Origin of the sequence: Siminovitchia sediminis (assembly GCF_042680885.1) — a bacterium.
Lineage (GTDB): Bacteria > Bacillota > Bacilli > Bacillales > Bacillaceae_C > Siminovitchia > Siminovitchia sediminis.
Window position 1 is genome coordinate 35,384 of record NZ_JBHUEO010000012.1, and the last position, 24,932, is coordinate 60,315.

A 24,932-nucleotide genomic window follows, 5' to 3' on the forward strand; every position below is an offset into this window, starting at 1 on the left:
TAAATATATTTTTCCATGGCACAGAACTTACAAGGAAGGTGTTGCACATGGATCCCAAACGAAAAAGAGTATGTAACTTGAACGGTTGTCAGACAGATTACACCGCTGAAACTGAATAATTGTTTCGTCAACAAGCGGCCCTCTCTAAAAAGCGCTTTTCGAGAAGGGAATTTCAAAGGATCGATAGGATAAAGTAATAAAAAAGGATCCCTGCCAAAACTGGAAGGGATCCTCAGGAGAACAATTATAATTTATTTAAAATTTCTTTTATGAATGCCGGCTCGTCCTTTGGTGTGCGGGAAGTGATAATATTTCCGTCTACTACTACCTCTTGATCAAAATAGTTGGATCCAGCGTTTTTCAAATCATCACGGATACCCATATAGGAAGTTGCATTGACACCTTCAAGAATATCAGCACTAATCATCACCTGCGGGCCATGACATATACCAGCAATCACTTTACCTTGATCATTTGCTTGTTTTACAAATTGAACGACTTCCTCATGAACCCGAAGAGCCTCTGGGGCGGATCCGCCAGGAATAATAACGGCATCATAATCGTCAGCCTTCACTTCACTTATAAAATAGTCAGAAGTATAAGATACTGTTCCTTTCTTGCCTTTCAGTTCCGCTCCTTTTTCAAGACCTACCACATCCGCTTCGTGGCCTGCTTCCTTCATTGCTTCATAAGGATTCTTCATTTCCGAGTCTTCATAGCCATCAGCGAGTAAAAAGCATATCTTTGCCACTCAAAATTCACTCCTATGTATGTTACATCCAGTTATATTTTAAATGGTGTGCAGAGGAACTTCCATTAAAGTGATTTCTTAAATTTCCATCACGATATCATCCATTCGTTCAACGAGTATAACGGAAATAACAAAGTCTCATAGGCGTACTGATTTGATTTATTCGATATGATGCAGTCTCTCAAACCTGCCAGGAAGTACGGTTATCCCGCTCGAATTATAGTGTTTCCATTTCCTTATGTCTAAAAGTTTTAAGGTCATATTCGCAAGAGGATCTTGCCGGAATGAACACATTCTAGAGGTTGAATCGCTCCGACTAGTATGACGGTTCATCGCTGTCGTAACATTGAAGTGCTCCTCGACAGAAGCCGGCACAAGTTTTCATCAGAACCGAACATTTCCCCTTCCATAACGTTAAGCCCATGATCCACGGCATCATGCCAGTAATTCGAAAAAATGATCGTGTGGGATATGGATTATGGCGATGTGAAAATGCCCTCCATACCGTGGCAAGGACATATCCAATAAGTCCTTTTTATATCCGCAACAAAATTTTTGGACTAAACGGCTATGGTTTTAAAACGACTTTAATACAGTTATCCAATTTCGCATCAAAAATCTCATAACCATGTTTTGCTTCCTCCAGCGGCATGGGATGGGTTATAATATCGCTTAAATCCACTTTTCCTTCTGCTATTAAATCATGTAAGAAAGGCATATAATGAATCACTGGTGCCTGGCCTGTTCTAATGTTCACATTCCGCTGGAACATATCACCGAAGGGAAATCCATTATACCGAGAAGAATAAATTCCTGTTACCTGAATATTTCCACCTTTCCTTACAGCCTGACTGGCCATTACCAATGCTCCCATCGATCCACCGTGAAGTCGTAAACCTGTTGCCAGAAATTCCAAATCCGACATTTTTCCATCCATGCCCACGCAGTCAACGACAACATCCGCACCGCCTTTTGTCATTTCATGTAAATGGGCTCCGACGTTTTTATAATCCTCAAAATTAACGGTTTCCACATGGTTTGTTTGTTTGGCATGTTCCAGGCGGTATCCAACATAATCGACGGCAATAACCCTTTTCGCCCCTTTTAACCATGCAAATTTTTGTGCTAATAATCCTACAGGCCCACAACCCAGAATAATAACCGTGTCTCCTTCTTCCATCCCTGAGTTATCTATGCTCCAATATGCCGTTGCACCAGCATCTGAAAGTAACACTAAGTTATCATCATCTACTTCACTGTTTTCGGGAATTTTAAAAGGGGTAAAGTTACCATATGGAACACGCATATACTCTGCCTGCCCTCCGGGGTATCCGCCCGTAGTACCGGAGTATCCAAAATATGAACCCATTTCCCCATTATCGTTTGCATTATCACATTGACTTTCTAGCTCATTCTTGCAAAACCAGCATTCTCCACAACTCACATTAAACGGAACAACCACCCTGTCCCCTTTCTTTACCTTTGTTACATCTGGTCCCACCTCTTCTACAATCCCCATTGGTTCATGTCCAATAATATAATCTTCTTGAAAATTTGGGATCATTCCATGAATGAGATGCAAATCAGAGCCGCAAATCGCTGTACTCGTCAATTTAACAATAATGTCATCGGATTTTTGAATTTTAGGTGCATCTACTTCTTTCACAGCCACTTCTTTTACGCCTTGAAAGGTTACAGCTTTCATCATTGATCTCCTTTACTATTTTGGTGGTGTTGGAAATAATCCTTTTCGATTATGATCATCCGGGAAGAGATTAAGTGCAGCTATGTCTACCGCATTTTGCGCTGCTTTCAGATCAAGCGTTTGCTGTTCACTTACATCATAGGGGTGAAACCATTTTTTACTCATCATCAAATCAATTAATTTTGTTTGATAATCGATGGCAGCTTCCATTTGATTGCGAATCGTTGTTCTTACTTCCGGGCTTGCCGCTTCGGATAAAGCAACGGAATAATTCCGAATGGTTTCCTTCACTGTTATTAAAAGATCAAGTGCAATGGCTGAATCGATCTTCTCAGGCATCCCGACGGAATTAATCGGATCTAGATAGTCATTCATCTTCCTCACCTCACTTACTCCGTTTTTGCATATGAATAAAGTCGCTGTAATTCTTTTATATCCGTAACAGTCATGTCTACATTTTTCTGTAACAACTTCCTGAGATCTTGGTCAAAGACCACCCCTTGCATTAGCTTCGACTTGAGTAATCCTACTGTTTTCAAGTTTAATAGCTCGTGGGTGTCCATTGTTTCATGCAAAGCGAAATCCTCTTTACCCAATGTGCTAGCCTCCTTACATGTTTCAAATTAAGCATAATTTGCCCTGAATCGCCCATGATATACAAAGCAGTAAAGGATATCGGGTGAACAGCTATGCAGAATAATGAAATGAGAAATACACAAGCTATATGGAAACGATATTTGAAGATGAGGTGAGAAAATGTGGAAGGAAAATTAGCTCTTCATGAACGATTAGAGTTACATGAAATATTAACTTTTAAAAGTTTATGTTTGACAAAGGCTGCGACCATGTACGGTCTAGCAGGCTGCGAGGACCTAAAAAATATCCTTGAGACGGATGTAAATGAAGGAAAAAAACATATCAACCAATTGAATCAATTACTTAAGAATAGGGAAGTGGTGTCATGACGAACATCATTCAAAAAATAGCTGGATTAAGCGGTATGACCGATCAAGTGATTGCCACTGATTTTCTTATTTCCACAAAATCAGCAGTTCGCAATTTGACATTTGCTTTGACAGAGTCGGTAACCCCCGAGGCAAGAGATGTCCTGAGAGAACAACTGGATTATGCGATTGATGCACACGAAAAAATCAGTCAGTATATGATTGAAAAAGGTTATTATCATCCCAGTAATTTAGAAGAGCAGCTGGAGGTGGACCTAAAGACTTCAAAAGCAGCATTAAAATTGGCTAAGTGATTTTTTAACGAAGGATACTAAAAATGAACAAATATAGGGAGCGGCCTCTTTCCTTGGCACATTGTCCAAAGAAGGGGGCTGATTTCTATTGTGGCTTATTACGTGCTGTAAGAGCATTCTTCAGCTTGGACTTTTAGATTCCAAGAATAACAAATAATTTAATAGTTGTTTCTCCTTCTCTACGTCTAATTCAACAATACGAATGATCAAAGTCCATATTATTTCTTTCACAAAATTCCTTGGCGATTTTCTTATACTTCATATCTCGATAATTATACCATTTGCAGGTAATTCCTATTCGATGGATATTGTTCTTAAATCGTCTGAATGCTCCCTTTCCACGAATGGAGGAGAGTAGTACATCCTGCATTTTTACATTGGAAAGGCTATAACATTATATCTTATTCATTAATATCAAATTGAGAAGGAAGTGCAGCATTCCCAAAGGTCTTTACTATATCCAAGGCAAACTTCAATTCAGCTTGTTGCCAATTCGGATAAATGTTTATAGTCTTCTTCATCTCCTGCAACCAATAAAGCCTCTTGTGATACATAAACGATTTCCTCGGTATCCAGGTTAATATAAGCTTGGTTCTTATCCGATTGCATCTCCATTCCTTCAATTATATCCTCAAACTTTCAAGCCGTTCGATAAATGGTATTTACCTTAGAAATTCATTTTTTAACGTTTATCTAATGGAAAATTGTCAGTTTATCTCCGTTTGACCGCCTTCAGAATATAATCGTCAAGGAAAGCAAATCCTTTTCCTTTAATTACCCGTTTGTATTGCCATTATTTTGAAAAAAAAACTAAAGTACATTGGAATGTAAATTTTAGAGAAAAATAACTCTGATTGAAATTACAAAGGAGGTTTAAGTATGGATAAAGAAATTTCTTATGGTGAGGATTACAATTATATTCCTACAACTTCTATAGCAAGTGGTCAAGGTATCGAAGTTTTGCCTGATCTTTATTGCTATACAAACCAAATTGCAAATATTTGTTTAGTTGGAAATCCAGAAACCAAGGATTTTGTTTTAATTGACGCTGGACTTCCTGAAGCAGCCAATGAAATTATTTCCGTCACAGAAGAACGTTTTGGCGAAAATAGCCGTCCCAAAGCCATTCTCCTAACCCACGGTCATTTTGATCATGTAGGGGCTGTTATTGAATTAGTCAAACATTGGAATGTACCTGTCTACGCGCATGAGTTAGAGCTGCCTTTCTTGACTGGAAAAATGAATTACCCGGAGCCTGACCCAACGGTAGAAGGAGGCATGATAGCCAAGATGTCACCAATGTTTCCAAATGAGGCCATCAATTTAGGGAAGAACATACATGCTCTGCCTTCAGATGGAAGTGTTCCGCACATGCCTGGCTTCCGATGGATCCATACTCCCGGACATTCACCAGGACATGTGTCTTTCTTTAGAGAAAGTGACCGCTGTCTCATTGCAGGCGATGCTTTTATAACAGTCAAACAAGATGAACTGGATAAAGTTCTAACGCAGGAAGTGGAAATTAGCGGACCACCAAGATACCTGACACCAGATTGGCAGGGAGCTTGGGAATCTGTTAGAAAACTGGAAGCGTTACATCCCACTGTTGCTGTTACAGGTCACGGGATGCCTTTATCGGGTGAAATGCTGTCAAAAACCCTTAAAACATTAGTTAATAATTTTGAACAAATCGCTATTCCGGATTACGGTAAATACGCAAATAAAAATAAACATTAGCAATGACTGAGAATGGCTTAGGGTGTAACTAAGCCATTCTTCAACTAAAAATGTCTGTTAACATTCACACCCTCATCAATGGGCACTAATCTCCTCGTTTGCATCCTGTATAAACAAAGATTACCCGGAACGCATGCACAACCGGGTCTTTCTTTTCAGACATCATCTCCATTCCCTGACTAAACAAACAAAATAGTCGATTTACATTTACACAAAAAAGACAAGGAAATACCCTTGTCTTATGGTTAATCGTATTTAATTATTTGTGTACTTAAGTTAGATACCGGTGGTCGGAATCTAACAACATAAATAAAATTTTGAACCGACAAACCATTTACCCTTAAAAAACGGCATCTCCAACCAAAGGGATCTGCTACTTTAAACAAATGTAATTCACACACCCATGTTTTCCAAAAGTTCTGTATTAAAAGATGATGCCCCTTTTGTTTCCATAGTTTTCACAAGTTACTAATGACTCCCATACTTTTGCAAAAGCATGGATTTTGACATAAACAAATACATAGGTTCAGGAACTTCATGTTTCCTCCAGTTATTGGAGGAAAGCAAATAAATAGGCATGAGGGCGGATTGTTTAAATTTCCTGTACAGCGGATGGATAATTGGATGAGATTCAAATCCCAAACTTTTACAGCCTTTATATAAGGTCGTAATTCCTATCAATCCTTTGATTTCATCAGAAAAGTGATTTTGTTTAACATAATCAGCAACGGCTGGGAGAGCATCCTTTACTTTCGAATAAATGACTTTTCCCCTTCTTAAGTCACTTTTATATTGTAATATTTCACTCAACAATTGAACATTGTGCAAATGCACCTTTACTAAGATATCATTTTTTTCAATGATGGTCCCATCTGATAGTATCACACTTCTCCCCTGAAACCTGGTGATCCGTACACGCATAATGGTCTTTTCACCGCATTGCTTTTTGATATGGTGGAGTCGTGTGAAATGAAAATATACGGGGTCGATTACATTCCAACCTGATATACAATATTGCTTAAAATTCATTTTTCATTCCCCTTTATATCTCTTTTAACGGAGTCATTTTATATTGTTAAAAAATGAAGATATTTATAATAGGAAATTCATGGTGACAAGGATGATTTCAGTCTTTTTTCACAAACTATCCTATAAGGAGATGAATCAGGTTGAGGGTTTTATTCTTGCCATTTTTGCAAATACCTTCCGGTCACCATCATGTTGCGGATTGTATACAAACACAGTTGGAACAAATACACAAAGATTGTCACTGTGAAAAAGTTGATATTTTTTCTTACAGCTACGGGAAAATTGAAAATTGGGCTTCCTCCCTATATTTACAATGGATCCATCGTTTCCCGCGTTTATATAGTTCCATATATCGAACGGCTGCCGTCAAGGAGATGAAACGCAACAAACGTTTTTATATGTATGAATTACTTTTTTTACATTTTATAAAAGATTTACTTAAAGAAAAAAATCCAGATGTCGTCATTTGTACTCACGCTCTTCCTTCTTATATGCTTGTACGGCTGAAAAAGTTAAACATGTGGTCAGGACTGCTGATTAATGCTTATACTGATTATTTTATTAATAACTTATGGGGCATGGAAGGTGTGGACTATCACTTTGTTCCAAGTAAGAAAGTAAAAGATCACCTGATTAAACAAGGAATAAAGGCACAGAGTATTTTTATAACAGGTATTCCTGTTCACCCCTTATTTAAGTCGCAACATGAAAAAGTTATAAAAGATCAATTATATACTGCACTCATCAGCGGCGGAAATATGGGAGCAGGATCTATTTCCAAACTTCTTGAAAGATTACATCCAGCCGGCAAGATTCGTTATAAAGTATTATGTGGGAAAAATCATCGGCTGTATCAATATATGAAGGATTTCAATCATCCTCTCGTTCAGCCGCTTCCCTTCATTTCTTCAAAAGGAAAAATGAATCATTTGTACAATGAAACAGATTTGATCATTACAAAGCCGGGTGGAGTAACAATCAGTGAGAGTCTTGTAAAAAAACTCCCTATTTTTATTTATGATGTGCTGCCCGGCCAGGAAGAACAGAACTTACAGTTCCTAAAGAATAAGGGTTTGGTTTATCATTTGGATGGGTGGAAGGTTCAGGAAAATGTAGAGGAAGAAATATGGAACATCCTCCATCATCAAAAGCACAATATGACCCACGCTATTCAACAATATTTAGAGGAAATTGAATTGGAGGATCCAGCATCCTTAATTATCGAGAAAATTAAAAGCGGTAGATAATACAGGTTTTGCCTGGTTACGAAAAGCGGTTAAGTTCCAATCAACAAAAAAGAGTCAACCTCGTACGGTTAACTCTTTTGATTTATTGATTATTGATTCCCTTTTTTAACCCATTCAGCTACGGTTACGGTACGTTTAGCCTGATGCTTTACGGCACCTTGAACATCCTCAACCATTTTTCCATCCTGGTCTACTGTTACACTTGTTCCATATGGGTTACCGCCTGCACCAAATAGGACCGGATCCGTGTAGCCAGGAGCAGCAATGATTGCACCCCAGTGCATCATAGATGTGTACAATGACAAAATAGTCGCTTCTTGTCCTCCATGAGGGTTTTGGGCAGAAGTCATGGCACTTACAACTTTGTTTACTGTTTTACCATTTGCCCAAAGTCCTCCCAGAGTATCAATGAACTGTTTCATTTGGGAAGGCATGTTGCCAAAACGTGTCGGAGCGCTAAAGATAATCGCATCTGCCCACTCAATATCTTCGGCAGTTGCAACTGGAACGTCTTTTGTTGCTTCTACCGTTGCTTTCCAGACTTCATTTCCTTCAATCGCCGATTCAGGAGCCAACTCTTGAACTTTTAATACTTTTACTTCGGCACCAGCTTCTTTTGCTCCTTCTTCAGCCCATTTGGCTAATTGATAGTTTGTTCCACCCATGCTGTAAAAAACCACTGCTAATTTAACGTTTGACATATTTTCCATCTCCTTTGATCTTCCAAATAATTTGTCTAAAAATCCCATGTATTTCACCTTCTTTGTGATCTTGTTAAACCTTTGGAATCACCTCCATTGAAAATAAATCATTTTCAATGCCATACTGTTTTATATTTCCCCAATCAGGAAGGTAATAGTACTTCAATTTCATATTTTACGAATTCGAGAAATATGAGACAAACGCAGGCCTCCCATTCAAATATGTAAAATGAAATACCATATTGCAAACGACGAAGAAAAATATATCTCAAATGACAAGTAAGAATTTGTTTCCTGCCACCTTCTCCTAAAAAAATCAGAATGGGGTGCCCAGCCGGATTTATTCTTGCTCTAACGAATGTCATCTCCAACGCCCAATACCAATATTACCAAATTGTATATCTCAATTTCAAGATAAATGGTTTGGTTTTTTTCATCCATTTTACTTTGATTACCCATAAAGATGAAATTCGACTATATCGTTTGCCGATTATACAAAAAACGAGGGACTCATATCCTCTTTCAGGTCTTCATTTGCGGACTGCTAAAGCCAAGATAATAAAAGGAAAGGGTATGAATTGAGATAACGGATTAAAAGTTTTTAAAGGTTTTTCGCGTAATACCCCAGTTTTTTCAACTGCTCAATCATCACCTTTTTTTCATTCGTATCTAACCCTGCACAGATCTCCGTTAAGGCCAACTTGTGCTTAGGAAAAACCTCATCCATTAACTCGGTTCCTTCTGGTGTGATCGTTGCATACGTCACACGCCTGTCTTTGGGACATGGTTTTCTTTTTAATAAATTTTTCTTCTCCAGCTTATCGACTACATAGGTAATGCTGCTGCTTGCTATCAATACCTTTTCACCAATTTTTTGGATCGGTTGTTCACCTTTACTATAAATTAATTCCAGAACAGCAAATTCAGTTGGGTTGAGTCCCAATCTTCCTATATCTTCCAAAACACGTTTTTTGATCGACTCTAAAGCCCGATTTAAAACAACAAACAATTTTAGAGACAATTCTTCATCCAGATTATTTTTATCCATACTAACCATTCCTTTTGCTATCTCGAATTCGGAATAATTATAGAACTAACTTTCTCTTTTGTCAACTAAGATGGTGAACCGGTTTCTCTATTTCCTGCCTTTTTTATCTTATAATTAATAACTGATCTCGGAAAAACGGTAAGACCCTTTCCAATGTCTGAGCATACTTTTTTGGTTAAAAAGAACTATTTTTACATTTAATGGTTTCTAAGGAACTTTATGGGGTATAATTGTTATATACCCCCCATAAAAACATATGGAAATAAATGATAGCGCTGTCATTTTGTGTTCTATGTAATTGCCTCATTACTAATGTTATAAAGATGCGAATCTGCCTGTTTTTTTTTGGCTGGTAGAATCTTGAATCCTTCAATCTGCCATCTATCGTTTGATCAACTCTAAAAATAATATGTAAAATAACTCTCCCCCTTGCCTCGTTGATTCTTTTAATTTACTTTTTAAAAATTAAAAGCCTTTAGTCTAAACGACCTTTCCCCGGACCACAAAAATGTTCTTTAATATGCCTGTAATGTTCCAGCCCTCTAATTATTTATGGTACCGATTACTCTGCTTGCAGATATGTATGCTCCCTTCAATCTCTCTCCTAAAGGAGATTCACATATATAAAAACGCCGGCCCAGTTATACCGAAAAGGAAAGTAGATCTCAGGTACAATGGCTGCTCATTAATCCAATTATTTAAGGGAGGGAAAACAGTTGAACAAAATGAAAGAATGGGCAAATAGAAATAGCTGGTGGTTGCCATGGGTCGGAGTTGCTGCTACTATTTTCGGTCTCATCTTTCCTCATGAATTTTTTAAAATCGGACAATCATTAAAGGAATTTTTGCAGTTACTTCTTGAGTATTGGATATACGTGATAATTGTCATTTGGGTAATTTACGTTCACTTGGAAATCCGATGGCTGAAAAAAAGGAAAAAAGCGCGCGAAAGCAATTCGGAGGATAAGGTCTGTTAAACTTCCAGCACATCCATTTTAGTTTAAGTACATTTGAACTATTCACATGAGGGTGTCAATTTTTGTAATATTTTGTAAAATACCGCTTATCCATTCCCAAGGAGGAGAAGAAAATGAACCCAACTGTTCAAGGAATTCCCTACCGAGTGGTACAGCTTCAAAATGAAACAAAGGAAGTTCCAAAAGGAATTGAACTCATTCAGGCTCCAAAAATTTGGGAGGAAACAAAAGGTAAAGGTGTTATCGTAGCCGTTCTGGATACAGGCTGTGATATTGACCACCCTGATTTAAAGGACCGGATTGTTGGCGGCAGAAACTTTACGGATGATGACGGCGGTAATCCCGAAATATATAAAGACTATAATGGACACGGTACACATGTAGCCGGAACGATTGCGGCCAGTGAAAATCAGTTGGGTGTTGTGGGAGTTGCACCGGAAGCGAGTCTGTTGATTTTGAAAGTTCTTAACAGAAATGGTTCCGGTCAGCATCATTGGATTATCGATGCTATTCATTATGCCATTGAGCAGAATGCAGACATTATTTCCATGTCCCTTGGCGGGCCCGATGACAATCCCAAACTGCATGAAGCCATAAAAAAAGCGGTTGATCACAATATACTGGTTGTATGTGCAGCAGGAAATGAGGGCGATGGCATGGAGACAACGGATGAATTCGCATTCCCGGGACGATATAATGAAGTCATTTGCGTGGGAGCAGTTAATCTTGAACGGCTGACATCTGATTTTACTAATTCTCATGATAGGGTGGATTTGGTGGCACCAGGGGAGGAAATATTATCAACATTTATCAATGGAAAATATGCCAAATTAAGCGGGACTTCCATGGCAACTCCCCATGTAACTGGGGCATTGGCCCTTATTAAAATTTCAGCTGAAAATTATTTTGAAAGGGAGCTTTCAGAACCTGAACTCTATGCTCAACTGATCAAAAGAACGGTTCCCCTCGGTTTTTCTCCGAAACTGGAAGGCAATGGGTTTCTTTATTTAACAGTGCATGACCACCTTGTTAAGATATTTGATCAGGAGTTTGCTGATATGATTGTGACAGCCTGTTCCAGTCATTTACCTTTAAAGGCTTAGTTCAGCAAAGCAATCTTAACGGGAAGCCTGCGCTTTCCGTTAAGATGGTACTTGTATGTCTCTACTAACGATTGTAATATGTTATGATAAACCTATATGTTAACCATTTTAATTTTTATGTTTACATTTAAGTCACCTATTTAAATGAGGGGGATTCTATGGTCAAGCTGCGGGGACACCATATCTTTTGCCTGCTGGGCTATCGGGGGATGGGTTATTCGGTAGAATATGTTGAAAATATGACCCGATTGCATCAATCTTTGAGAAACAACCCTAAGTCAGTGATTCAGATTGTAGAAGGGCCTGATCAACTGTGTGAAAAATTTCCAGGTTCAGGCGTGTACCACTGCCAAGACGACGATATTTACGAGAGGGATTCCGTATTCTTAGAAAAATTAGGACTCCACATCGACCAGATTGCAACTTGGGAAGAAATCGAATCCCTTATTCGGAAGCATGTCGTACCTTCCGATGTTCAAATCGTGTGTAAAACTTGTTCTTGGCGCAGGTATGGGGTTTGTGAAAAAGGTGTTCAAGAAATTCTTGACGGGAAGGGGTTAAGGGAAGTTCAATAAGCTCTTCTCCTTAAATACTTCCTTATTGTTGCAAGATTGAGCAATACACTGATTTATAAGAAGCGGATTGTTCCACTTTTTGATATTATTTAAATGGGTCTCTCTCCTAGTATGCAGGCATTTATTTTATCATTTCCAGCAGGCTTTCTAATGTATCAATTTCGTAAGCAGGTTGAATAGATGTATGATTTTCTTTGTGCTCAGGATTGAACCAGCACGTATCTATGCCATAGTTCATCCCACCTTGAATATCAGAAGTCAGCGAATCCCCTACCATTAATACGTTGGATGGATCAGTTATCTGCATCTGATTAAAAGCATAATCAAAAATTTCTTTTTGTGGTTTTTGGAATCCGGTGAATTCAGAGATAATGATATGTTCAAAGGCATCTTTTAACGGGGAATGATTAATTCTGGATGTTTGTACATCCGTGTAACCGTTCGTAATAACTGCCAAGCGTTTATCCGAAAGTTTGTTAATGACTTTTTCAGCTCCTTGGACGAGGTGGGTTTGTTGGCTAAGAAATTTTAAATAATCTTGATTGAATACAACTGCGTCCATTTCAAGTGCATGTTCTGAAAATAATCTCCTAAACCTCTCGGGACCTAGTTCAACAAGGCTCATTTTGCCTTTTTCCAATTCTTTCCATAACTTTTTGCTCATTTCTTCGTAACTTTTTTTATATACCCTTAAGCTATTCAGTATATTATATTTCTCAAAAACTTTATTAAAAGCTTCTTGCTCTGCTTTTGTAAAATCAAAAAGTGTATCATCTATATCAAAAAAGATGATATCGTAATTCTTCATTTTATCCCCCTGCTTTTAATTCTTTTTAGGATTTCGAGACTGGTCTATTCCCTATAAATCTCTCACACATCCTATTGTTTATCAAGATTTGTTGGAATAAAATACTCGTTATCTTAGGCAGCAAACTCATTACATCGGCAGGAGACCCTTTATTATGTCTTACAAGCTCCAACTGAAATAGTAAAAGCAACGGCCCTTATAAAAAGGTATCGTTGCTTTTATGAATGGTATATACATTTTTTTATGGTCTAACCCATGCCTAAAAATTACTTTTCCCCACTTAAGGTTACTAAAATTTTTGCTTGGGATTTATCGTTCATCAAAGCTTCAAATCCTTTATTAACGATATCCTCTAATTCAATATGATCGGTAATCACCGGTGAAGGATCAATTTGGCCGCTGGCTATTAATTTAACCGATGTTTCAAACACATCCGGCTCATAAGCCAGTGTGGAGACCAAATGTACTCCTGTAGTGGTTAATTGCATAGGTGAGAACTCAACCGGTTTTTCAAAAATCGAAACGATCGTTACCACACCTCGTGCACGAGTCACGTCTATTGCCTGATTAAAAGTCGGCGCGACACCAGCGACCTCAAATGTACGGTCCACGCCATCAGGATAAATAGACCTAATATATTCAACCGGATTCTCATTACCTGAGTTAACAACATGTGTAGCTCCAACTTCTTTCGCTTTTTGCAAACGGGTTTCTGATAGATCAAAAGCAAATATTTCTTTGGCGCCGGCTGCTTTGGCAGCAATAATTGTCAGTAATCCAATGGGACCTGCACCAAAGACAGCAACGGTCTCGCCAAATTGTAAACCGGATTCTTTGATCCCTTGAACAGCAACAGCTGTCGGTTCAATGAGTGCCGCGTGTTCTAAAGACATATCTTCCGGAAGCTTAACCACATTTTTTTCATCTACTACTACAAATTCGGCAAATCCGCCATCCGCGTTCAGACCAACAAATCCAAAGCCTTTATACATATCAACTAATGGGTCTTTATGAGTCCCGCTGATGATTAAAGGATTGATTGTCACTTTATCGCCAGGTTGCAGGTTACTGACTTCAGATCCAACTTCTTCGACAACACCAGAAAATTCATGACCCATTGTCAGAGGTGCTTGTACACCTGTTAACGGATCGGGGCCATTTGCCGGTATCGTAATCGGTCCTACGCTATACTCATGCAGATCACTTCCGCAAATACCTGCCCAGGCCACTTTCACCTTTACCTGGTTACTTGAAACTGCCGGAACATCACGTTCTTCTACACGAATGTCTTTTGCTCCATACCATACTGCTGCTCTCATCTAAGATGCCTCCCCGCTTTTTTTCCGTTTTTTTGTTCCGTTTAATGAATAAATATTTTAAAGATATTTATCGTACTGTCCAACCGGCATCAACTGTTACGATTTGGCCATTGACAAATTGCGAATCATCGGATGCCAAAAACAAAGCAACATTTGCAATATCCTCAGGAACAACAGAAGCCATTCCATCAAAAATACCGGCAACATTAGCCAATATATCTGATTTCCCATATTCATCCAATGCTTTTTGAATCATGGCATGGACGTCTTCTTCTTGATACGTCCGTACAGACTGCTTATCCACCAACAGATGCAGTATTACAATAGATATCATAAAGATTATAGGAACTCACGAGTACTCATAATTTTGTTTTAAAAATCTCCCGGGGATTGGTACATATATCCAATTATTCGAATTCGAGATATCCGGATTAATTCAATTTCAATTCACTAAACAGGATGTTTTCAAACAATATGCTTTGTTTACCATAAAATACTAAAATTGAACTTCGTCCGACTAGGTTCGATTTTGTATATGAATGGTTAGTTATATTTTCCGATACTGTATAAAAATTTTTTATTCTTTGATGAATTCCTTTGTGCTCCGCACTGTATCAATAGGGCGAACTAATTTTTCTATTTCTGCACGTTGGGGCTCCAGGAATGGGGGCAAAGATAATTTTTCTCCAAGCGTTTCATAAGGTTCATCTCCCATAAAGCCAGGACCGTCTGTAGCAAACTCAAATAATATTTGTGGTGCAACTCTAGCGTATAAGGATTCAAAAAAGTAACGGTCTACATAACCGGATGTTGGGAATCCAAAACTTCCCATCCGCTCATCCCATTCATCTAATACTGGTCGATCCTCTACACGGAATGCCGTGTGGTGTACCGTACCGTAACCTTGTCGGGCTTGGGGGAGAACCGTATTATACTCTACGACGACTGAGGCACCATTTCCCCCCTCACCCACTTCAAATAAATGGAACGATCCTTCTTGAGCTGTTTCTTTAAATAATAGAACTTTTTCCATCATTTCTTTGAAATAATCAAAGTTTGCTATCCGAATAAAAATCGGTCCTAAACCAGTTATTGCATATTCCAGTGGAATGGGCCCCTTCTGCCAGGGTGTACCGGATTCCACCCCTTTATTCAATTCATCTGATATCAATTGATATTGTTGATCATCAAAATCAGTGAAAGAGAGAGTTTTCTTGCCAAATTGCTCTTCGATTCCTGTATGTTTTACTTCCAAACGATCGAAGCGTTTTACCCAATACTCCAACGCTGCATCACTTGGTACCCGGAATGATGTCTTTGAAATCTCATTTGTACCGTGTATCCCTTTTGGAATCCCCGGGAAATCAAAGAAAGTCATGTCTGTACCTGCACTGCCTTTATCATCGGCAAAGAATGAATGATATGTTTGTATATCATCTTGATTAACGGTTTTTTTCACTAAACGTATTCCTAACACATACGTGAAGAAATCATATATCTTTTCAGCACTGCTTGTTATAGCTGTTACATGATGTATTCCTTTTAGATGGTTCATGAAATTTCCTCCTTGGAAATGAAATTATTAATTACTACTCGATAGGCTTTAAATTTTCTTCGATCTCAGCTCTGCGTTCTTCTAAAAATGGAGGTAAATTTAATGTTTCACCAAGTGTTTCAACATCTCCATCTATAGTAAAACCTGGTCCATCGGTTGCAATTTCAAAAAGAATGCCGTTTGATTCACGGAAATATAGGCTTTTGAAATAGAAACGATCCACTATACCAGAGGTTTGGAAACCCCTTGCCCGCACTTGCTCTTTCCAAAATGAGAGTTCCTCTTCATTTTTTACACGAATCGCTAAATGATGAATACTGCCGCGGCCTGGTTTTTCGGAAGGACCATCTAAAGATTTCACGACGATTTCTCCAAACACTTCTCCCCGAATCGATTGAAAAATCGCTTCGTCATCGGACCGGCTGATCTCTGTATAGCCAAACAGGTCAGTTAGTGTACTTGCCAGTTTATTTAGCCTTTTTACCGTAATTTCCACAGAGCCCATTCCTTGAATTTGATGTTCGGCCGGGACCTCGGATTTTTCCCAAGCCTGCCAGTGTATGGCTTTTTCACCGTTTGAAACAAGAAGGACTAAACGAAGGCCTTCGGGATCTTCAAATTTCAAGGCAGGGTGATGAGCATACGTTGTGATCTCACTATGATGCACACCATGGTTCTCAAATCGTACTTTCCAATATTGCAGACTGTCCTCTGAGGGGACCAGCAATCCGATTCTGGTAATTGCATTTGTACCCCGATAAGTTTTTCCAACGGGAGGAATTTCAAAAAATGATAGTTCAGTCCCGGGGCTGCCTGTTTTATCTCCGTAAAACAAGTGATACATCGATGGATCATCTTGGTTTACCGTCACTTTCACACGACGTAAACCAAGCACATGCCGGTAAAAGTAATTATTTTGACTTGCGTTTTTTGTAATCATTGAAATGTGATGATGTCCTGGAATTTTATACATAGTTCTTCCTCCATTCTCAATTTACTGATTAAGTGACAAAAGATACTAAACCTTATGTTTCAATTCGTTTTCCGTATGCTTTTGTATTTTCGTTATGAGTTGATATAATGTTTTTTGCTCATTTTCAGTTAAACAATCATTGAAAATGGAGGTTTGAAAGGTAAGTTGGTGTTCAAAGACTGCATTCAATTTCTCTTCCCCTTTTGAAGTGAGGGTAATCCATTTGGTTTTCCAATCTTGTTTTCTCTCAATATACCCCTCCTGCTCAAGCCGGGTGAGCATACGCGAAATCCCGCCCTCCGATACCGTTAGTTTAACAGCCAATTCACTTTGGGCGATCGGTTGATCTATGGAAACTTGATTTAATACATCAAACTGTGCCACCGTAATACCAAACGGTTTTAAATATTGATTGGATAGTAAGTTACTTTGATGAGTAAAACGAGCAATACGCAGCCAAATGAGCGAACCAAGTGTATTTTTTCTCAATGAGATTCACTTCCCTCCTTCCTTCTAACTTTACACCTCAAGTGAGAAGAATACAAGAAATATACTTTGAATTAGAGATATTTGAATTCAGGGGTGTCTTTGATAGGTTTGTAATCACCCCTGTTATACTAAATTTCTCTATTATCATTACTCATTTGCCTTCATCAGAGTATGTACTTGTCCACCATTTAAATTGCGTTAAATAACCTGTTCTAAGAAATTTCATTTCCGAGGCAATACTCCTTTGTCCTGCTTCTCGCTGAAAGCAACTATTTATTTTTTATTAACTTGAGCAGAGGAGGAACAACCGCCGCTGTAATAAATGCAGCAAGGAGTGCTTCAACAAGTCCATTTGTAAAAAACACAGTCAACACTGCTTTAAATATGGCACCCGCACTGCCGGCATTCATCGCTTGAGCATAGGCGTCCTGAAATATGAAAGAAATGGATCCCATCACTAAAAAAGTATGTAGAAATGTAGAAAGCAATCCAGTTAGAAATAAAGCCGGTTTTGTAGTCGACTTTTTCTTTGTCATGGCTCTATAAAAAGTTTTAAACATATAGTAGGGAACGAAGCCAATCATAACTCTTGGAACGATAGCAATAAATAGCGCCCATAAACTTCCGTGGCTTGTGCCTAATACAGGGATCGCGGGTGAAAAAGCAAATGACAGCAATGTGGGAGCAATCGTATTCGTAACAATGCTCGTGATTCCAAATACAAATCCCAGAAAAGCACCCTTTTTGGGTCCTAAAATAATTGAAGCTATGATAATGGGAATATGAATAATCGTCGCTTTAATCACACCTAAATGTATAAAACCAAACGGTGTAAAAGCACATAATAGGATAATGGATAAAAAAATGGCAGTTAAACTAAAGTCTTTTGTTTTCACTTTCTGACTCCTTTTGAAAAAATACCCTCTTCGCGACTTGCATTCAATGGAGAGCCCTTTACTAGAACATGTTCCACTTTTATAGAGGATTTGTAAAGTTAAACCCTGCATAACAAGTTTCTCACCACTATTTATTTTATTGGAAGTTGTCGTTTAATCAACATATATTTTTATGGTCGGCGGGAATGAACAACTTTTCGTCTTCATTCGGATTGACTGTATAAAATAGATTTCTAAATACAGGCTATGAATACAATCAGGTACATGGGAGGTATCACCATGCCTTACGTGACAGTATTCGGCGGGAAAACTTTTGAAGTGGAGACGGGGGAAAAAATTAGTATTGGCTTGAGGATAACGGCATAAATATTCTTCATCAATGCGGCGGGAATGCAAAATGCACTACATGCAGAGTGAAAGTATTGAGTGGTGACTTTATAGAGGTGGTAACAAGAAGAGAAGAAGGTGCCTTTGCAATAAAGGTATTGATCATGAGATTTTATATGAAAATTGCTTGCGTTTATCTTGTCAAATGCGGGTGAACGGAGACATAACCGTTCGACCAATGATGACAGTGGAAAATACGGGAAAAAAAGCTGGGCCAAGACCTGCTGACTAAAGTGGAATTAATAGTGCAGAAATCATGGATTGAGAAGCAAACGAAAATGTAACTGCAAGTTTATTCCCGCAGAATTTTCATCAACGCAGCCAATCTCGTCGACCTGTATTCTTTGGTTTGCCTCAAATATGGATGTAATTAGGGGTTAAAAAACAACTTTTTCTTAATCATTCATGTTGTTGGCAAAAAAAAAGCATCCCCTCGTCGTCTGCTTTGTTCATTAGTGCGAAGAACATTATACAGATCTAAAGAGATGCCACATAAGTTTGTGTATGGAAAGCCTTAGTTGATATATACTTACTAACTGTAAAAGTGAATCTGCCATCATGATCCACATAAATACGGCTTACTTGTCTATCTTCTGATGCAAGTAATTCCTTGAATCAAGGGTTATAGCCAGTAGTATATCACATATCCTAAACCATTTTCCGACCATTTATTGATGTTACAACCTAGCAGTCATTACCTTACAAGGTGTTTATTTTAGTCTTATCTGTAAACCATACCGCCATCGGTAAGGATGGATTGACCGGTAATGTAATTGGAATCCTCAGATGCTAAGAAAGACACCAGATTTGCTACATCTTCCGGAGTCTGGGATCTGCCTAAAGCAATACCTTCTGAGAATTTCTCAAATGCTTCTCCTTTTTTCGTACCCAAATGTTCCCTGAATTTTTCATCAAGGCGCTCCCACATCCCGGTTCCTACAATTCCGGGACAATACGCATTTACATTGATTTTATGACGTGCCAATTCTTTTGCTGCAGTTTGGGTTAAACCTTTAACAGCAAATTTTGATGCGGCATATGGAGCTAACATTTCAAATCCTTCTTGGCCAGCAATACTGCAAGCATTGATGATTTTACCGCCGGTGCCTTGTTTAATCATTTGTTTTGCTGCCGCTTGGATTCCATATAAAACCCCTTTTACGTTTATATCCATAACTAGATCTACGGATTTTGGATCCACGTCTGTAATCGGTCCTACTTGTCCCTCAACACCAGCATTGTTAATAAATACATCTACGCTGCCAAATGTATCAACAGCCTGTTGTACAAGACCTTGCTGATCTTCAGGTTTCGTTACATCCCCAACAAAGTAAGTAACTTCAATTCCCTTGTTTTCAAATTCATTTGCTGTTTCTTGAAGCAATGATTCATTCACGTCACTTAATACAATACGAAAGCCATCACTTGCAAGACGTGAAGCTAACTCTTTTCCAATACCTTGTGCTGAACCAGTAATGACTGCAACTTTTTTATTTGCCATGCAATTCCTCCCAGGGATTTGTTAATAAATTATCTCTAATCAGAGATTCTCTATTTGAATATATTTTAGCAATGACAAGATCATTTTCAAGCAAAACGCTCAGACCTTTTAATTCTGGTATATAGTTCCCCATTTAATGAAGAAAAAACCAAATAATTGACGAGTGATTGTAATGATTTTCCCATTGCTGAAACTTTTTCCACATCTACTCTCCAAGCTTAATATCTCTCCCATTTTTTTGTTTATACGTGAATTCAGTCATTTTTATAAGGAACCTTGTCAAATTTCATCCATTGTTTTAAAAAGTGAATAGAGTTTTATGCATGACTTAAACTCTCCAAGCAATTTTGGAACTTACCGGAGATATACTCATTAACTCCAAGAGGGAATGGATTTTACGTTCAAGGCACTGCCTGCCCCCTACTACACGTAGTAGAGCTGCAAGCCGGAAAGTGCTGTTTTATGAGGAAAATGATTTGTTGGCTGTCGCGGAGTGTGTTTTATGTAGTTACTTCCGGAAATTCTTTTTAGATCATGCAAAACACCTCCGAAATTGGGTATGTGTTAAGTTTTAACATACCGTTCGAAGGTGTTCCCGTGCCAAGACAGTTATTTTTCATTAAATTGTTCATGTATGGCCATCCAAATTATGTGTTGACAAGTCATACGTATTCACCATAGGATATGTAACGCATGGAATGCACACATGGACAATGGAACTCATTGGATAAGCAGTCATGAATTTACTTTACTTTTTACCGCACTTAATTTCTCGGTCAGATCTTTAACTCCATTTAAATTCTCAAGGTTTCGAACATATTCAACTATTTGCATTCTGTCCTTTTTATCAAGATAAGGAGCGGAACAGTCATGGAACTTATCTACAAGTTCATGCCAGGTTAAAGGATCCTCAGGATCACCCTTTATTACATGTACTTCCCTCTTGTAACTTTCACCATTTTTCATTTTGACTGTTACGCTGCAAGGTCTTTTCTCCGGAAAGAGCCTTTCAAATTTTTCCGATGAAACCATTTGGACTTTTTGTGCCAGTTCAAGAATATCGTGATTATGGATATATTGTGCAGAGATTTGGCTCGGTTCCAATTTCCCGTAACACAGCGCAGCTGCCACAGTATAAGGAATACTGTATTGGGCCGCTTCTGATGTTTCCGGTGATTGGTGATTAAGGGTCAATGCTTTACTGAAGGTTTCAATAATCACTTCATCTATATCTTCTACTCTGGGTTTGTAAGTTCTTTTTATTTCAATGGCTGCCGTGATTGGCGAGTGTGACCATTTACAAGATGGAAATCTCTTAAAGTAAATATGTTCAATTTCAAATATTTTACCCAGACTTTGAAAAGCATCTTTTACATTCTGTCCATACAGATGTTGATCCATTAATATATTATTTGGACCGGTGAACCCTGACCTGGCCATCATTGTTCCAAAAAGACCGGTTACAGCCCCCCATCCAACCGACTCTTTCGTCATTGCGCCTGCTTCAATGGATTTACCGCACTGAGCTGTAGGCCCATATACTTCACCTATTGTTAAGGCATTTTTCAACTTCTCTCCGGTTAGCCTCAGCATCTTTGCTGCTCCGGCAGCCGAACCAAAAGTTCCCCATCCTCCCGAACCATAAAATAACTTTCCATGATTGGAGTTCATGACAATTCCACACCTGATACCTACTTCATATCCAACTACTAAAGCTGTTAATAAATCTTTTCCAGTAGAACTTTCAACCATTTCTCCGCATGCTAATATTGGAGGTATAACCATTACTGCAGGATGCCCGACAGCTTCCCGATGACCATCATCTATATCCAGACAGCTGCCCAAAGTCCCATTGATGAAGGTGGCTGCCAGCGGGGAGGCTTTAGTATCAGCCCCAATGACCGTACAATTCTGCTCACCTCCCAGCCACTCTTTAGATTGTTCTGCAATGGAGGCTGCCTGACTTTGATAACCGGCATAAGCAGCCCCAATAAAATCCAACAGGCATCTTTTCGCCATATCAATGGCGTCAACCGGTATATCATGATAATTGGTCCTTTCAATAAAAGACATGACTTTATTAATCAACACACTGTCCCCCTCAAGATCCTTTTTTGATTTTCCAGCCATAGGCCTGCTTTTGCAACTTTCCTAAGGCATCCCTATTGCTTTCGACCGGACGCTCATCCTTATATAAAATCAACACAATTGCCATTAAAACCAATAGACTTCCAACAAAGAAATTCCAGTTAAGAGGTTCTTTTAAAAATAACCATCCAAGAAATCCACCTACAACGGTATTAAGAAATGTAAATATGGAGCCAACTCCCGCCTCAACATATTGCATGCCTGTATTCCAAAGGAAAAAAGCCAAAGCTGTGGCGGCGATACCCAAGTAAAGAATAGATAACACACTGCTCAGATCCATAAGATGAACAAGATCCTCTCTTTGAAACTCCCAGATCATGACAGGTGTAGTGAAAACAATACCGAAACCGGTTGCATATGTTGAAACAAGAAGAGCTGAGTACCTCACTCCCTTTACAAAAACAGTATATAGTGCCCATGCAAGCGAACCCAAAATTAAGATGAACGCACCCAAAATAAATTGTTCCTGTGTATGTTCAAACCTTATCCCTACAACTATAAAAAGACCCAAAACCGCAAGCAAAATGGAGATTATTTTTGTCACTGTCAATTTTTCTTTTAATATCCAAGCTGCCAGAAACATCGTAAACACTGGAGGAGTGGCCGCAATCAAAGAACCTAGCTGTGCAGAAGACAGATGTGTCCCGACAAAAGCCCCTCCATTGGATAAAAAATATCCCACAAATCCAAGCCAAGCCATAAAAGGAAGATCCGATTTATGAATTCGTTCTTTTTTTATGACATACGAAATAAAAAATAGTATGGTAAATGCAACTAAATATCGTAACCACAGAACAACAAAAGGGGAAATATGAGCCATTACAAATTTCCCCACAACATACATAGCCCCCCAAAAGCTGGCGGCTACAGCTAAGCAGGAGTAGCCAATAATTTTATTATTTACCATGTTATTATTCCTCTTATATTTTTATCGAAGTATATGAAGAATGTAATATCAACGATCATGCCAGTTGCTTTCTTGCAATAGAGTTAAACAGACTTTTGAGTTGAAACTCTTATCGGCTCCTTAACCTCTTTTCTCCTGGCAGATAAGCTTTCTACAGGCTCTTTTCGTATCGCTTTAAATGTTGTAAAAGTCATCATAAGCAAGATAATTGTAAATGGAGAGGCGATGACAATCGAGAACGTTTTAACTGCATCCAGCCCCCCGCTTAATAAAAACACGATAGCTGCCAATGAAACGATAATTCCCCACATTACTTTGATTTTCACAGATGGATTTAGAGCACCCTTAAAACTGAACATTCCTAAAACAACTGTTGCCGAGTCTGCCGATGTAACAAAAAAGGTAACCATTAAAAGCATTGCAATGATGCTGATGATTGAGCTTAACGGGAAATATTCAAAGAACAAGAATAAGGCAGCTTCCATATCCGTATTAATACTATCCAGCAAAATGGTATGGCCCAAGTCATGAATCAGGTGAAGGGCTGATCCTCCCATGACGGAAAACCAGATAAAACCAATCAGTGATGGAACGCATACGATGCCTAAAACATATTCCCGAATGGTCCTGCCTTTGGAAATCCTTGCAATGAAAGATCCTACAAATGGCGCCCATGTCGTCCACCATGCCCAATAAAAAACAGTCCACCCGGATACCCAGGCATTGCTATCCCCATTAAATGGTGCCAATCTTAAACTCATTCCGACAATATCATTCATATAACTGCCTAAAGTGGTCATAAAAATATTAAAAATTTTATTGGTCGGGCCTACGATGAAAATAAATAAAATGAGAGTTAAAACCAGTAAAATATTAAAATTGGATAGATATTTAATTCCCTTGTTAATTCCTGTACTGGCAGATGTAATAAAAATGGCTGTAGCGACCGCTATTATAATTAATTGAGTGGTTAATGTGTTGGGTATGCCATACTGATTATTAAGACCAGCAGCTATTTGCAATGTACTTAATCCAAAGGTAGAGGCAACACCAATGGCAGTAACAAATATTGCTAAAATATCAATGGATTTCCCAATAGGACCATGAATTCTATCCCCTAAAACAGGGTGAAATACAGAACTTATTAAAGATGGCAGTCCTTTTCTAAATTGAAAATAAGCCAACGCCAATCCCAAAATCCCATAGATTGCCCATGGGTGGATCCCCCAATGAAAAAATACATGTTTCATTCCTACTTCAGCTGCAGTTGAAGTGAGAGGTTCTCCGTATGGGGGTGAATTATAAAAAGTGACCGGCTCCGCTACCCCGAAAAATACAAGCCCCACCCCCATACCAGTTCCAAACAACATAGATATCCAGGAAAACGTGCTATAAGTCGGCTTGTCAGAATCCTTTCCTAAACGTAGATTTCCATATTTTGAAAACGCTAACAAAACTAATGATGCCACAAATATGAAACCGGTCAGCAAGTAAAACCAGCCAAAGTAAGTGAGTAGAAAGTTTAATAAACCAGATGCTAAACTATACAATGTGTCTGTAAAGAAAAATCCTAAAATAACAAATAACATGGAAAGACCAACAGCGTAACTGAGAACCGGATTATTTTTAAACATCACATCTCGCCCCTTTATATTTTTGATAGATTACTTTACTTCTATACCGTTTATTTCTTCAATTTATCAACAGGGCGAATTCATAATGTATACCAGGGATGCAGCCCTTATTCAATCTTTCCAGTCTTTCGTTCTTCCATCATTAAATACTGACAATTTCACAGTTGTTTTAATGAATGTATTG

Annotated in this window: 25 protein-coding genes and 2 pseudogenes; 8 read left to right on the top strand and 19 right to left on the bottom strand. The window is 38.5% G+C overall.

Features of this window, described 5'->3' with window-relative positions; genetic code table 11:
* Window positions 1-244: 244 nt before the first annotated feature.
* The 4 genes from ACFSCZ_RS06055 to ACFSCZ_RS06070 form a co-directional block, all read right to left on the bottom strand.
* Window positions 245-751: a type 1 glutamine amidotransferase domain-containing protein gene (locus ACFSCZ_RS06055; RefSeq protein ID WP_380772908.1), complete on the bottom strand. Its 507-nt coding sequence runs from the start codon at window positions 749-751 to the stop codon at window positions 245-247.
* Between the two features lie 568 nt (window positions 752-1,319).
* A complete protein-coding gene (locus tag ACFSCZ_RS06060) occupies window positions 1,320-2,456 on the bottom strand; it encodes a zinc-dependent alcohol dehydrogenase (RefSeq protein ID WP_380772909.1) in 1,137 nt (378 codons plus the stop codon).
* A 15-nt stretch (window positions 2,457-2,471) separates the two neighbouring features.
* Window positions 2,472-2,831 (bottom strand): spore coat protein, encoded by a 360-nt coding sequence (locus ACFSCZ_RS06065; RefSeq protein ID WP_380772910.1) that lies wholly within the window; start codon window positions 2,829-2,831, stop codon window positions 2,472-2,474.
* Window positions 2,832-2,845: 14 nt separating this feature from the next.
* Entirely contained in the window at window positions 2,846-3,052 is a 207-nt protein-coding gene (locus ACFSCZ_RS06070) for a spore coat protein (RefSeq protein ID WP_380772911.1), read from the bottom strand.
* A gap of 162 nt (window positions 3,053-3,214) precedes the next feature.
* Between ACFSCZ_RS06070 and ACFSCZ_RS06075 the strand changes: the two genes are divergently transcribed.
* Both ACFSCZ_RS06075 and ACFSCZ_RS06080 read left to right on the top strand, forming a co-directional pair.
* A complete protein-coding gene (locus tag ACFSCZ_RS06075; protein WP_380772912.1) occupies window positions 3,215-3,421 on the top strand; it encodes a hypothetical protein in 207 nt (68 codons plus the stop codon).
* Window positions 3,418-3,714, top strand: coding sequence for a spore coat protein (locus tag ACFSCZ_RS06080; RefSeq protein WP_380772913.1), 297 nt, complete (start codon window positions 3,418-3,420; stop codon window positions 3,712-3,714). The genes ACFSCZ_RS06075 and ACFSCZ_RS06080 overlap by 4 nt, the downstream gene beginning before the upstream one ends.
* A gap of 477 nt (window positions 3,715-4,191) precedes the next feature.
* On the opposite strand, the gene ACFSCZ_RS06085 is transcribed toward ACFSCZ_RS06080, so the two are convergent.
* Window positions 4,192-4,323: a hypothetical protein gene (locus tag ACFSCZ_RS06085; protein WP_380772914.1), complete on the bottom strand. Its 132-nt coding sequence runs from the start codon at window positions 4,321-4,323 to the stop codon at window positions 4,192-4,194.
* Between the two features lie 270 nt (window positions 4,324-4,593).
* Between ACFSCZ_RS06085 and ACFSCZ_RS06090 the strand changes: the two genes are divergently transcribed.
* A complete protein-coding gene (locus ACFSCZ_RS06090) occupies window positions 4,594-5,451 on the top strand; it encodes an MBL fold metallo-hydrolase (RefSeq protein ID WP_380772915.1) in 858 nt (285 codons plus the stop codon).
* Window positions 5,452-5,919: 468 nt separating this feature from the next.
* Here the strand turns inward: ACFSCZ_RS06090 and ACFSCZ_RS06095 are convergent, their stop codons facing one another.
* Window positions 5,920-6,480 carry a YkoP family protein gene (locus ACFSCZ_RS06095; protein WP_380772916.1) on the bottom strand — a complete coding sequence of 187 codons (561 nt, stop codon included), beginning with the start codon at window positions 6,478-6,480 and terminating at the stop codon, window positions 5,920-5,922.
* Between the two features lie 140 nt (window positions 6,481-6,620).
* Here ACFSCZ_RS06095 and ACFSCZ_RS06100 point away from each other — a divergent pair, with 140 nt between their 5' ends.
* Entirely contained in the window at window positions 6,621-7,727 is a 1,107-nt protein-coding gene (locus tag ACFSCZ_RS06100; RefSeq protein WP_380772917.1) for an MGDG synthase family glycosyltransferase, read from the top strand.
* A gap of 89 nt (window positions 7,728-7,816) precedes the next feature.
* On the opposite strand, the gene wrbA is transcribed toward ACFSCZ_RS06100, so the two are convergent.
* Together wrbA and ACFSCZ_RS06110 are read right to left on the bottom strand one after the other, a co-directional pair.
* Window positions 7,817-8,428, bottom strand: coding sequence for an NAD(P)H:quinone oxidoreductase (wrbA, locus tag ACFSCZ_RS06105; RefSeq protein ID WP_380772918.1), 612 nt, complete (start codon window positions 8,426-8,428; stop codon window positions 7,817-7,819).
* Window positions 8,429-9,029: 601 nt separating this feature from the next.
* Complete coding sequence (locus ACFSCZ_RS06110; protein ID WP_380772919.1) at window positions 9,030-9,485, bottom strand: MarR family winged helix-turn-helix transcriptional regulator; 456 nt, start codon at window positions 9,483-9,485, stop codon at window positions 9,030-9,032.
* Between the two features lie 707 nt (window positions 9,486-10,192).
* Here ACFSCZ_RS06110 and ACFSCZ_RS06115 point away from each other — a divergent pair.
* From ACFSCZ_RS06115 to ACFSCZ_RS06125, 3 genes are all read left to right on the top strand, one after another.
* On the top strand, window positions 10,193-10,453 hold the full coding sequence (locus tag ACFSCZ_RS06115; RefSeq protein WP_380772920.1) for a hypothetical protein: 261 nt from the start codon (window positions 10,193-10,195) through the stop codon (window positions 10,451-10,453).
* Between the two features lie 113 nt (window positions 10,454-10,566).
* Entirely contained in the window at window positions 10,567-11,556 is a 990-nt protein-coding gene (locus ACFSCZ_RS06120; RefSeq protein WP_380772921.1) for a S8 family peptidase, read from the top strand.
* Window positions 11,557-11,714: 158 nt separating this feature from the next.
* Window positions 11,715-12,131 carry a DUF1284 domain-containing protein gene (locus ACFSCZ_RS06125; protein WP_380772922.1) on the top strand — a complete coding sequence of 139 codons (417 nt, stop codon included), beginning with the start codon at window positions 11,715-11,717 and terminating at the stop codon, window positions 12,129-12,131.
* Between the two features lie 121 nt (window positions 12,132-12,252).
* Here the strand turns inward: ACFSCZ_RS06125 and ACFSCZ_RS06130 are convergent, their stop codons facing one another.
* The 7 genes and pseudogenes from ACFSCZ_RS06130 to ACFSCZ_RS06160 form a co-directional block, all read right to left on the bottom strand.
* Window positions 12,253-12,939, bottom strand: coding sequence for a YjjG family noncanonical pyrimidine nucleotidase (locus tag ACFSCZ_RS06130; protein ID WP_380772923.1), 687 nt, complete (start codon window positions 12,937-12,939; stop codon window positions 12,253-12,255).
* Between the two features lie 266 nt (window positions 12,940-13,205).
* Window positions 13,206-14,258 (bottom strand): 2,3-butanediol dehydrogenase, encoded by a 1,053-nt coding sequence (locus tag ACFSCZ_RS06135; protein ID WP_380772924.1) that lies wholly within the window; start codon window positions 14,256-14,258, stop codon window positions 13,206-13,208.
* 67 nt (window positions 14,259-14,325) lie between these two features.
* Window positions 14,326-14,427: pseudogene (locus ACFSCZ_RS06140) on the bottom strand (SDR family oxidoreductase); the annotation flags it as partial.
* 408 nt (window positions 14,428-14,835) lie between these two features.
* Window positions 14,836-15,813 carry a ring-cleaving dioxygenase gene (locus ACFSCZ_RS06145; RefSeq protein WP_380772925.1) on the bottom strand — a complete coding sequence of 326 codons (978 nt, stop codon included), beginning with the start codon at window positions 15,811-15,813 and terminating at the stop codon, window positions 14,836-14,838.
* Window positions 15,814-15,847: 34 nt separating this feature from the next.
* Entirely contained in the window at window positions 15,848-16,786 is a 939-nt protein-coding gene (locus ACFSCZ_RS06150; RefSeq protein WP_380772926.1) for a ring-cleaving dioxygenase, read from the bottom strand.
* 45 nt (window positions 16,787-16,831) lie between these two features.
* Window positions 16,832-17,275, bottom strand: coding sequence for a MarR family winged helix-turn-helix transcriptional regulator (locus tag ACFSCZ_RS06155; protein ID WP_380772927.1), 444 nt, complete (start codon window positions 17,273-17,275; stop codon window positions 16,832-16,834).
* 269 nt (window positions 17,276-17,544) lie between these two features.
* Window positions 17,545-18,171: an ECF transporter S component gene (locus tag ACFSCZ_RS06160; protein WP_380772928.1), complete on the bottom strand. Its 627-nt coding sequence runs from the start codon at window positions 18,169-18,171 to the stop codon at window positions 17,545-17,547.
* A gap of 279 nt (window positions 18,172-18,450) precedes the next feature.
* On the opposite strand from ACFSCZ_RS06160, the pseudogene ACFSCZ_RS06165 reads away from it, so the two are divergent.
* Window positions 18,451-18,790: pseudogene (locus tag ACFSCZ_RS06165) on the top strand (2Fe-2S iron-sulfur cluster-binding protein).
* Between the two features lie 489 nt (window positions 18,791-19,279).
* Here the strand turns inward: ACFSCZ_RS06165 and ACFSCZ_RS06170 are convergent.
* The 4 genes from ACFSCZ_RS06170 to ACFSCZ_RS06185 form a co-directional block, all read right to left on the bottom strand.
* Complete coding sequence (locus ACFSCZ_RS06170; RefSeq protein ID WP_380772929.1) at window positions 19,280-20,059, bottom strand: acetoin reductase; 780 nt, start codon at window positions 20,057-20,059, stop codon at window positions 19,280-19,282.
* A gap of 735 nt (window positions 20,060-20,794) precedes the next feature.
* Window positions 20,795-22,147, bottom strand: coding sequence for an MmgE/PrpD family protein (locus tag ACFSCZ_RS06175; RefSeq protein ID WP_380772930.1), 1,353 nt, complete (start codon window positions 22,145-22,147; stop codon window positions 20,795-20,797).
* Window positions 22,148-22,160: 13 nt separating this feature from the next.
* Window positions 22,161-23,114, bottom strand: a complete 954-nt coding sequence (locus ACFSCZ_RS06180; protein WP_380772931.1) for a DMT family transporter — start codon at window positions 23,112-23,114, stop codon at window positions 22,161-22,163.
* An 83-nt stretch (window positions 23,115-23,197) separates the two neighbouring features.
* On the bottom strand, window positions 23,198-24,748 hold the full coding sequence (locus ACFSCZ_RS06185) for a BCCT family transporter (protein ID WP_380772932.1): 1,551 nt from the start codon (window positions 24,746-24,748) through the stop codon (window positions 23,198-23,200).
* Between the last annotated feature and the right edge of the window lie 184 nt (window positions 24,749-24,932).

What these genes read in the sequence shown, in the direction of transcription:
- ACFSCZ_RS06145 (WP_380772925.1), bottom strand. Translation starts at nt 15,813, where the DNA reads ATGAACCATCTAAAAGGAATACATCATGTAACAGCTATAACAAGCAGT.
- ACFSCZ_RS06065 (WP_380772910.1), bottom strand. Translation starts at nt 2,831, where the DNA reads ATGAATGACTATCTAGATCCGATTAATTCCGTCGGGATGCCTGAGAAG.
- ACFSCZ_RS06090 (WP_380772915.1), top strand. Translation starts at nt 4,594, where the DNA reads ATGGATAAAGAAATTTCTTATGGTGAGGATTACAATTATATTCCTACA.
- ACFSCZ_RS06060 (WP_380772909.1), bottom strand. Translation starts at nt 2,456, where the DNA reads ATGAAAGCTGTAACCTTTCAAGGCGTAAAAGAAGTGGCTGTGAAAGAA.
- ACFSCZ_RS06180 (WP_380772931.1), bottom strand. Translation starts at nt 23,114, where the DNA reads ATGGTAAATAATAAAATTATTGGCTACTCCTGCTTAGCTGTAGCCGCC.
- ACFSCZ_RS06170 (WP_380772929.1), bottom strand. Translation starts at nt 20,059, where the DNA reads ATGGCAAATAAAAAAGTTGCAGTCATTACTGGTTCAGCACAAGGTATT.
- ACFSCZ_RS06080 (WP_380772913.1), top strand. Translation starts at nt 3,418, where the DNA reads ATGACGAACATCATTCAAAAAATAGCTGGATTAAGCGGTATGACCGAT.
- ACFSCZ_RS06185 (WP_380772932.1), bottom strand. Translation starts at nt 24,748, where the DNA reads ATGTTTAAAAATAATCCGGTTCTCAGTTACGCTGTTGGTCTTTCCATG.
- ACFSCZ_RS06130 (WP_380772923.1), bottom strand. Translation starts at nt 12,939, where the DNA reads ATGAAGAATTACGATATCATCTTTTTTGATATAGATGATACACTTTTT.
- ACFSCZ_RS06120 (WP_380772921.1), top strand. Translation starts at nt 10,567, where the DNA reads ATGAACCCAACTGTTCAAGGAATTCCCTACCGAGTGGTACAGCTTCAA.
- ACFSCZ_RS06085 (WP_380772914.1), bottom strand. Translation starts at nt 4,323, where the DNA reads ATGCAATCGGATAAGAACCAAGCTTATATTAACCTGGATACCGAGGAA.
- ACFSCZ_RS06095 (WP_380772916.1), bottom strand. Translation starts at nt 6,480, where the DNA reads ATGAATTTTAAGCAATATTGTATATCAGGTTGGAATGTAATCGACCCC.
- ACFSCZ_RS06150 (WP_380772926.1), bottom strand. Translation starts at nt 16,786, where the DNA reads ATGTATAAAATTCCAGGACATCATCACATTTCAATGATTACAAAAAAC.
- ACFSCZ_RS06135 (WP_380772924.1), bottom strand. Translation starts at nt 14,258, where the DNA reads ATGAGAGCAGCAGTATGGTATGGAGCAAAAGACATTCGTGTAGAAGAA.
- ACFSCZ_RS06125 (WP_380772922.1), top strand. Translation starts at nt 11,715, where the DNA reads ATGGTCAAGCTGCGGGGACACCATATCTTTTGCCTGCTGGGCTATCGG.
- ACFSCZ_RS06110 (WP_380772919.1), bottom strand. Translation starts at nt 9,485, where the DNA reads ATGGTTAGTATGGATAAAAATAATCTGGATGAAGAATTGTCTCTAAAA.
- wrbA (WP_380772918.1), bottom strand. Translation starts at nt 8,428, where the DNA reads ATGTCAAACGTTAAATTAGCAGTGGTTTTTTACAGCATGGGTGGAACA.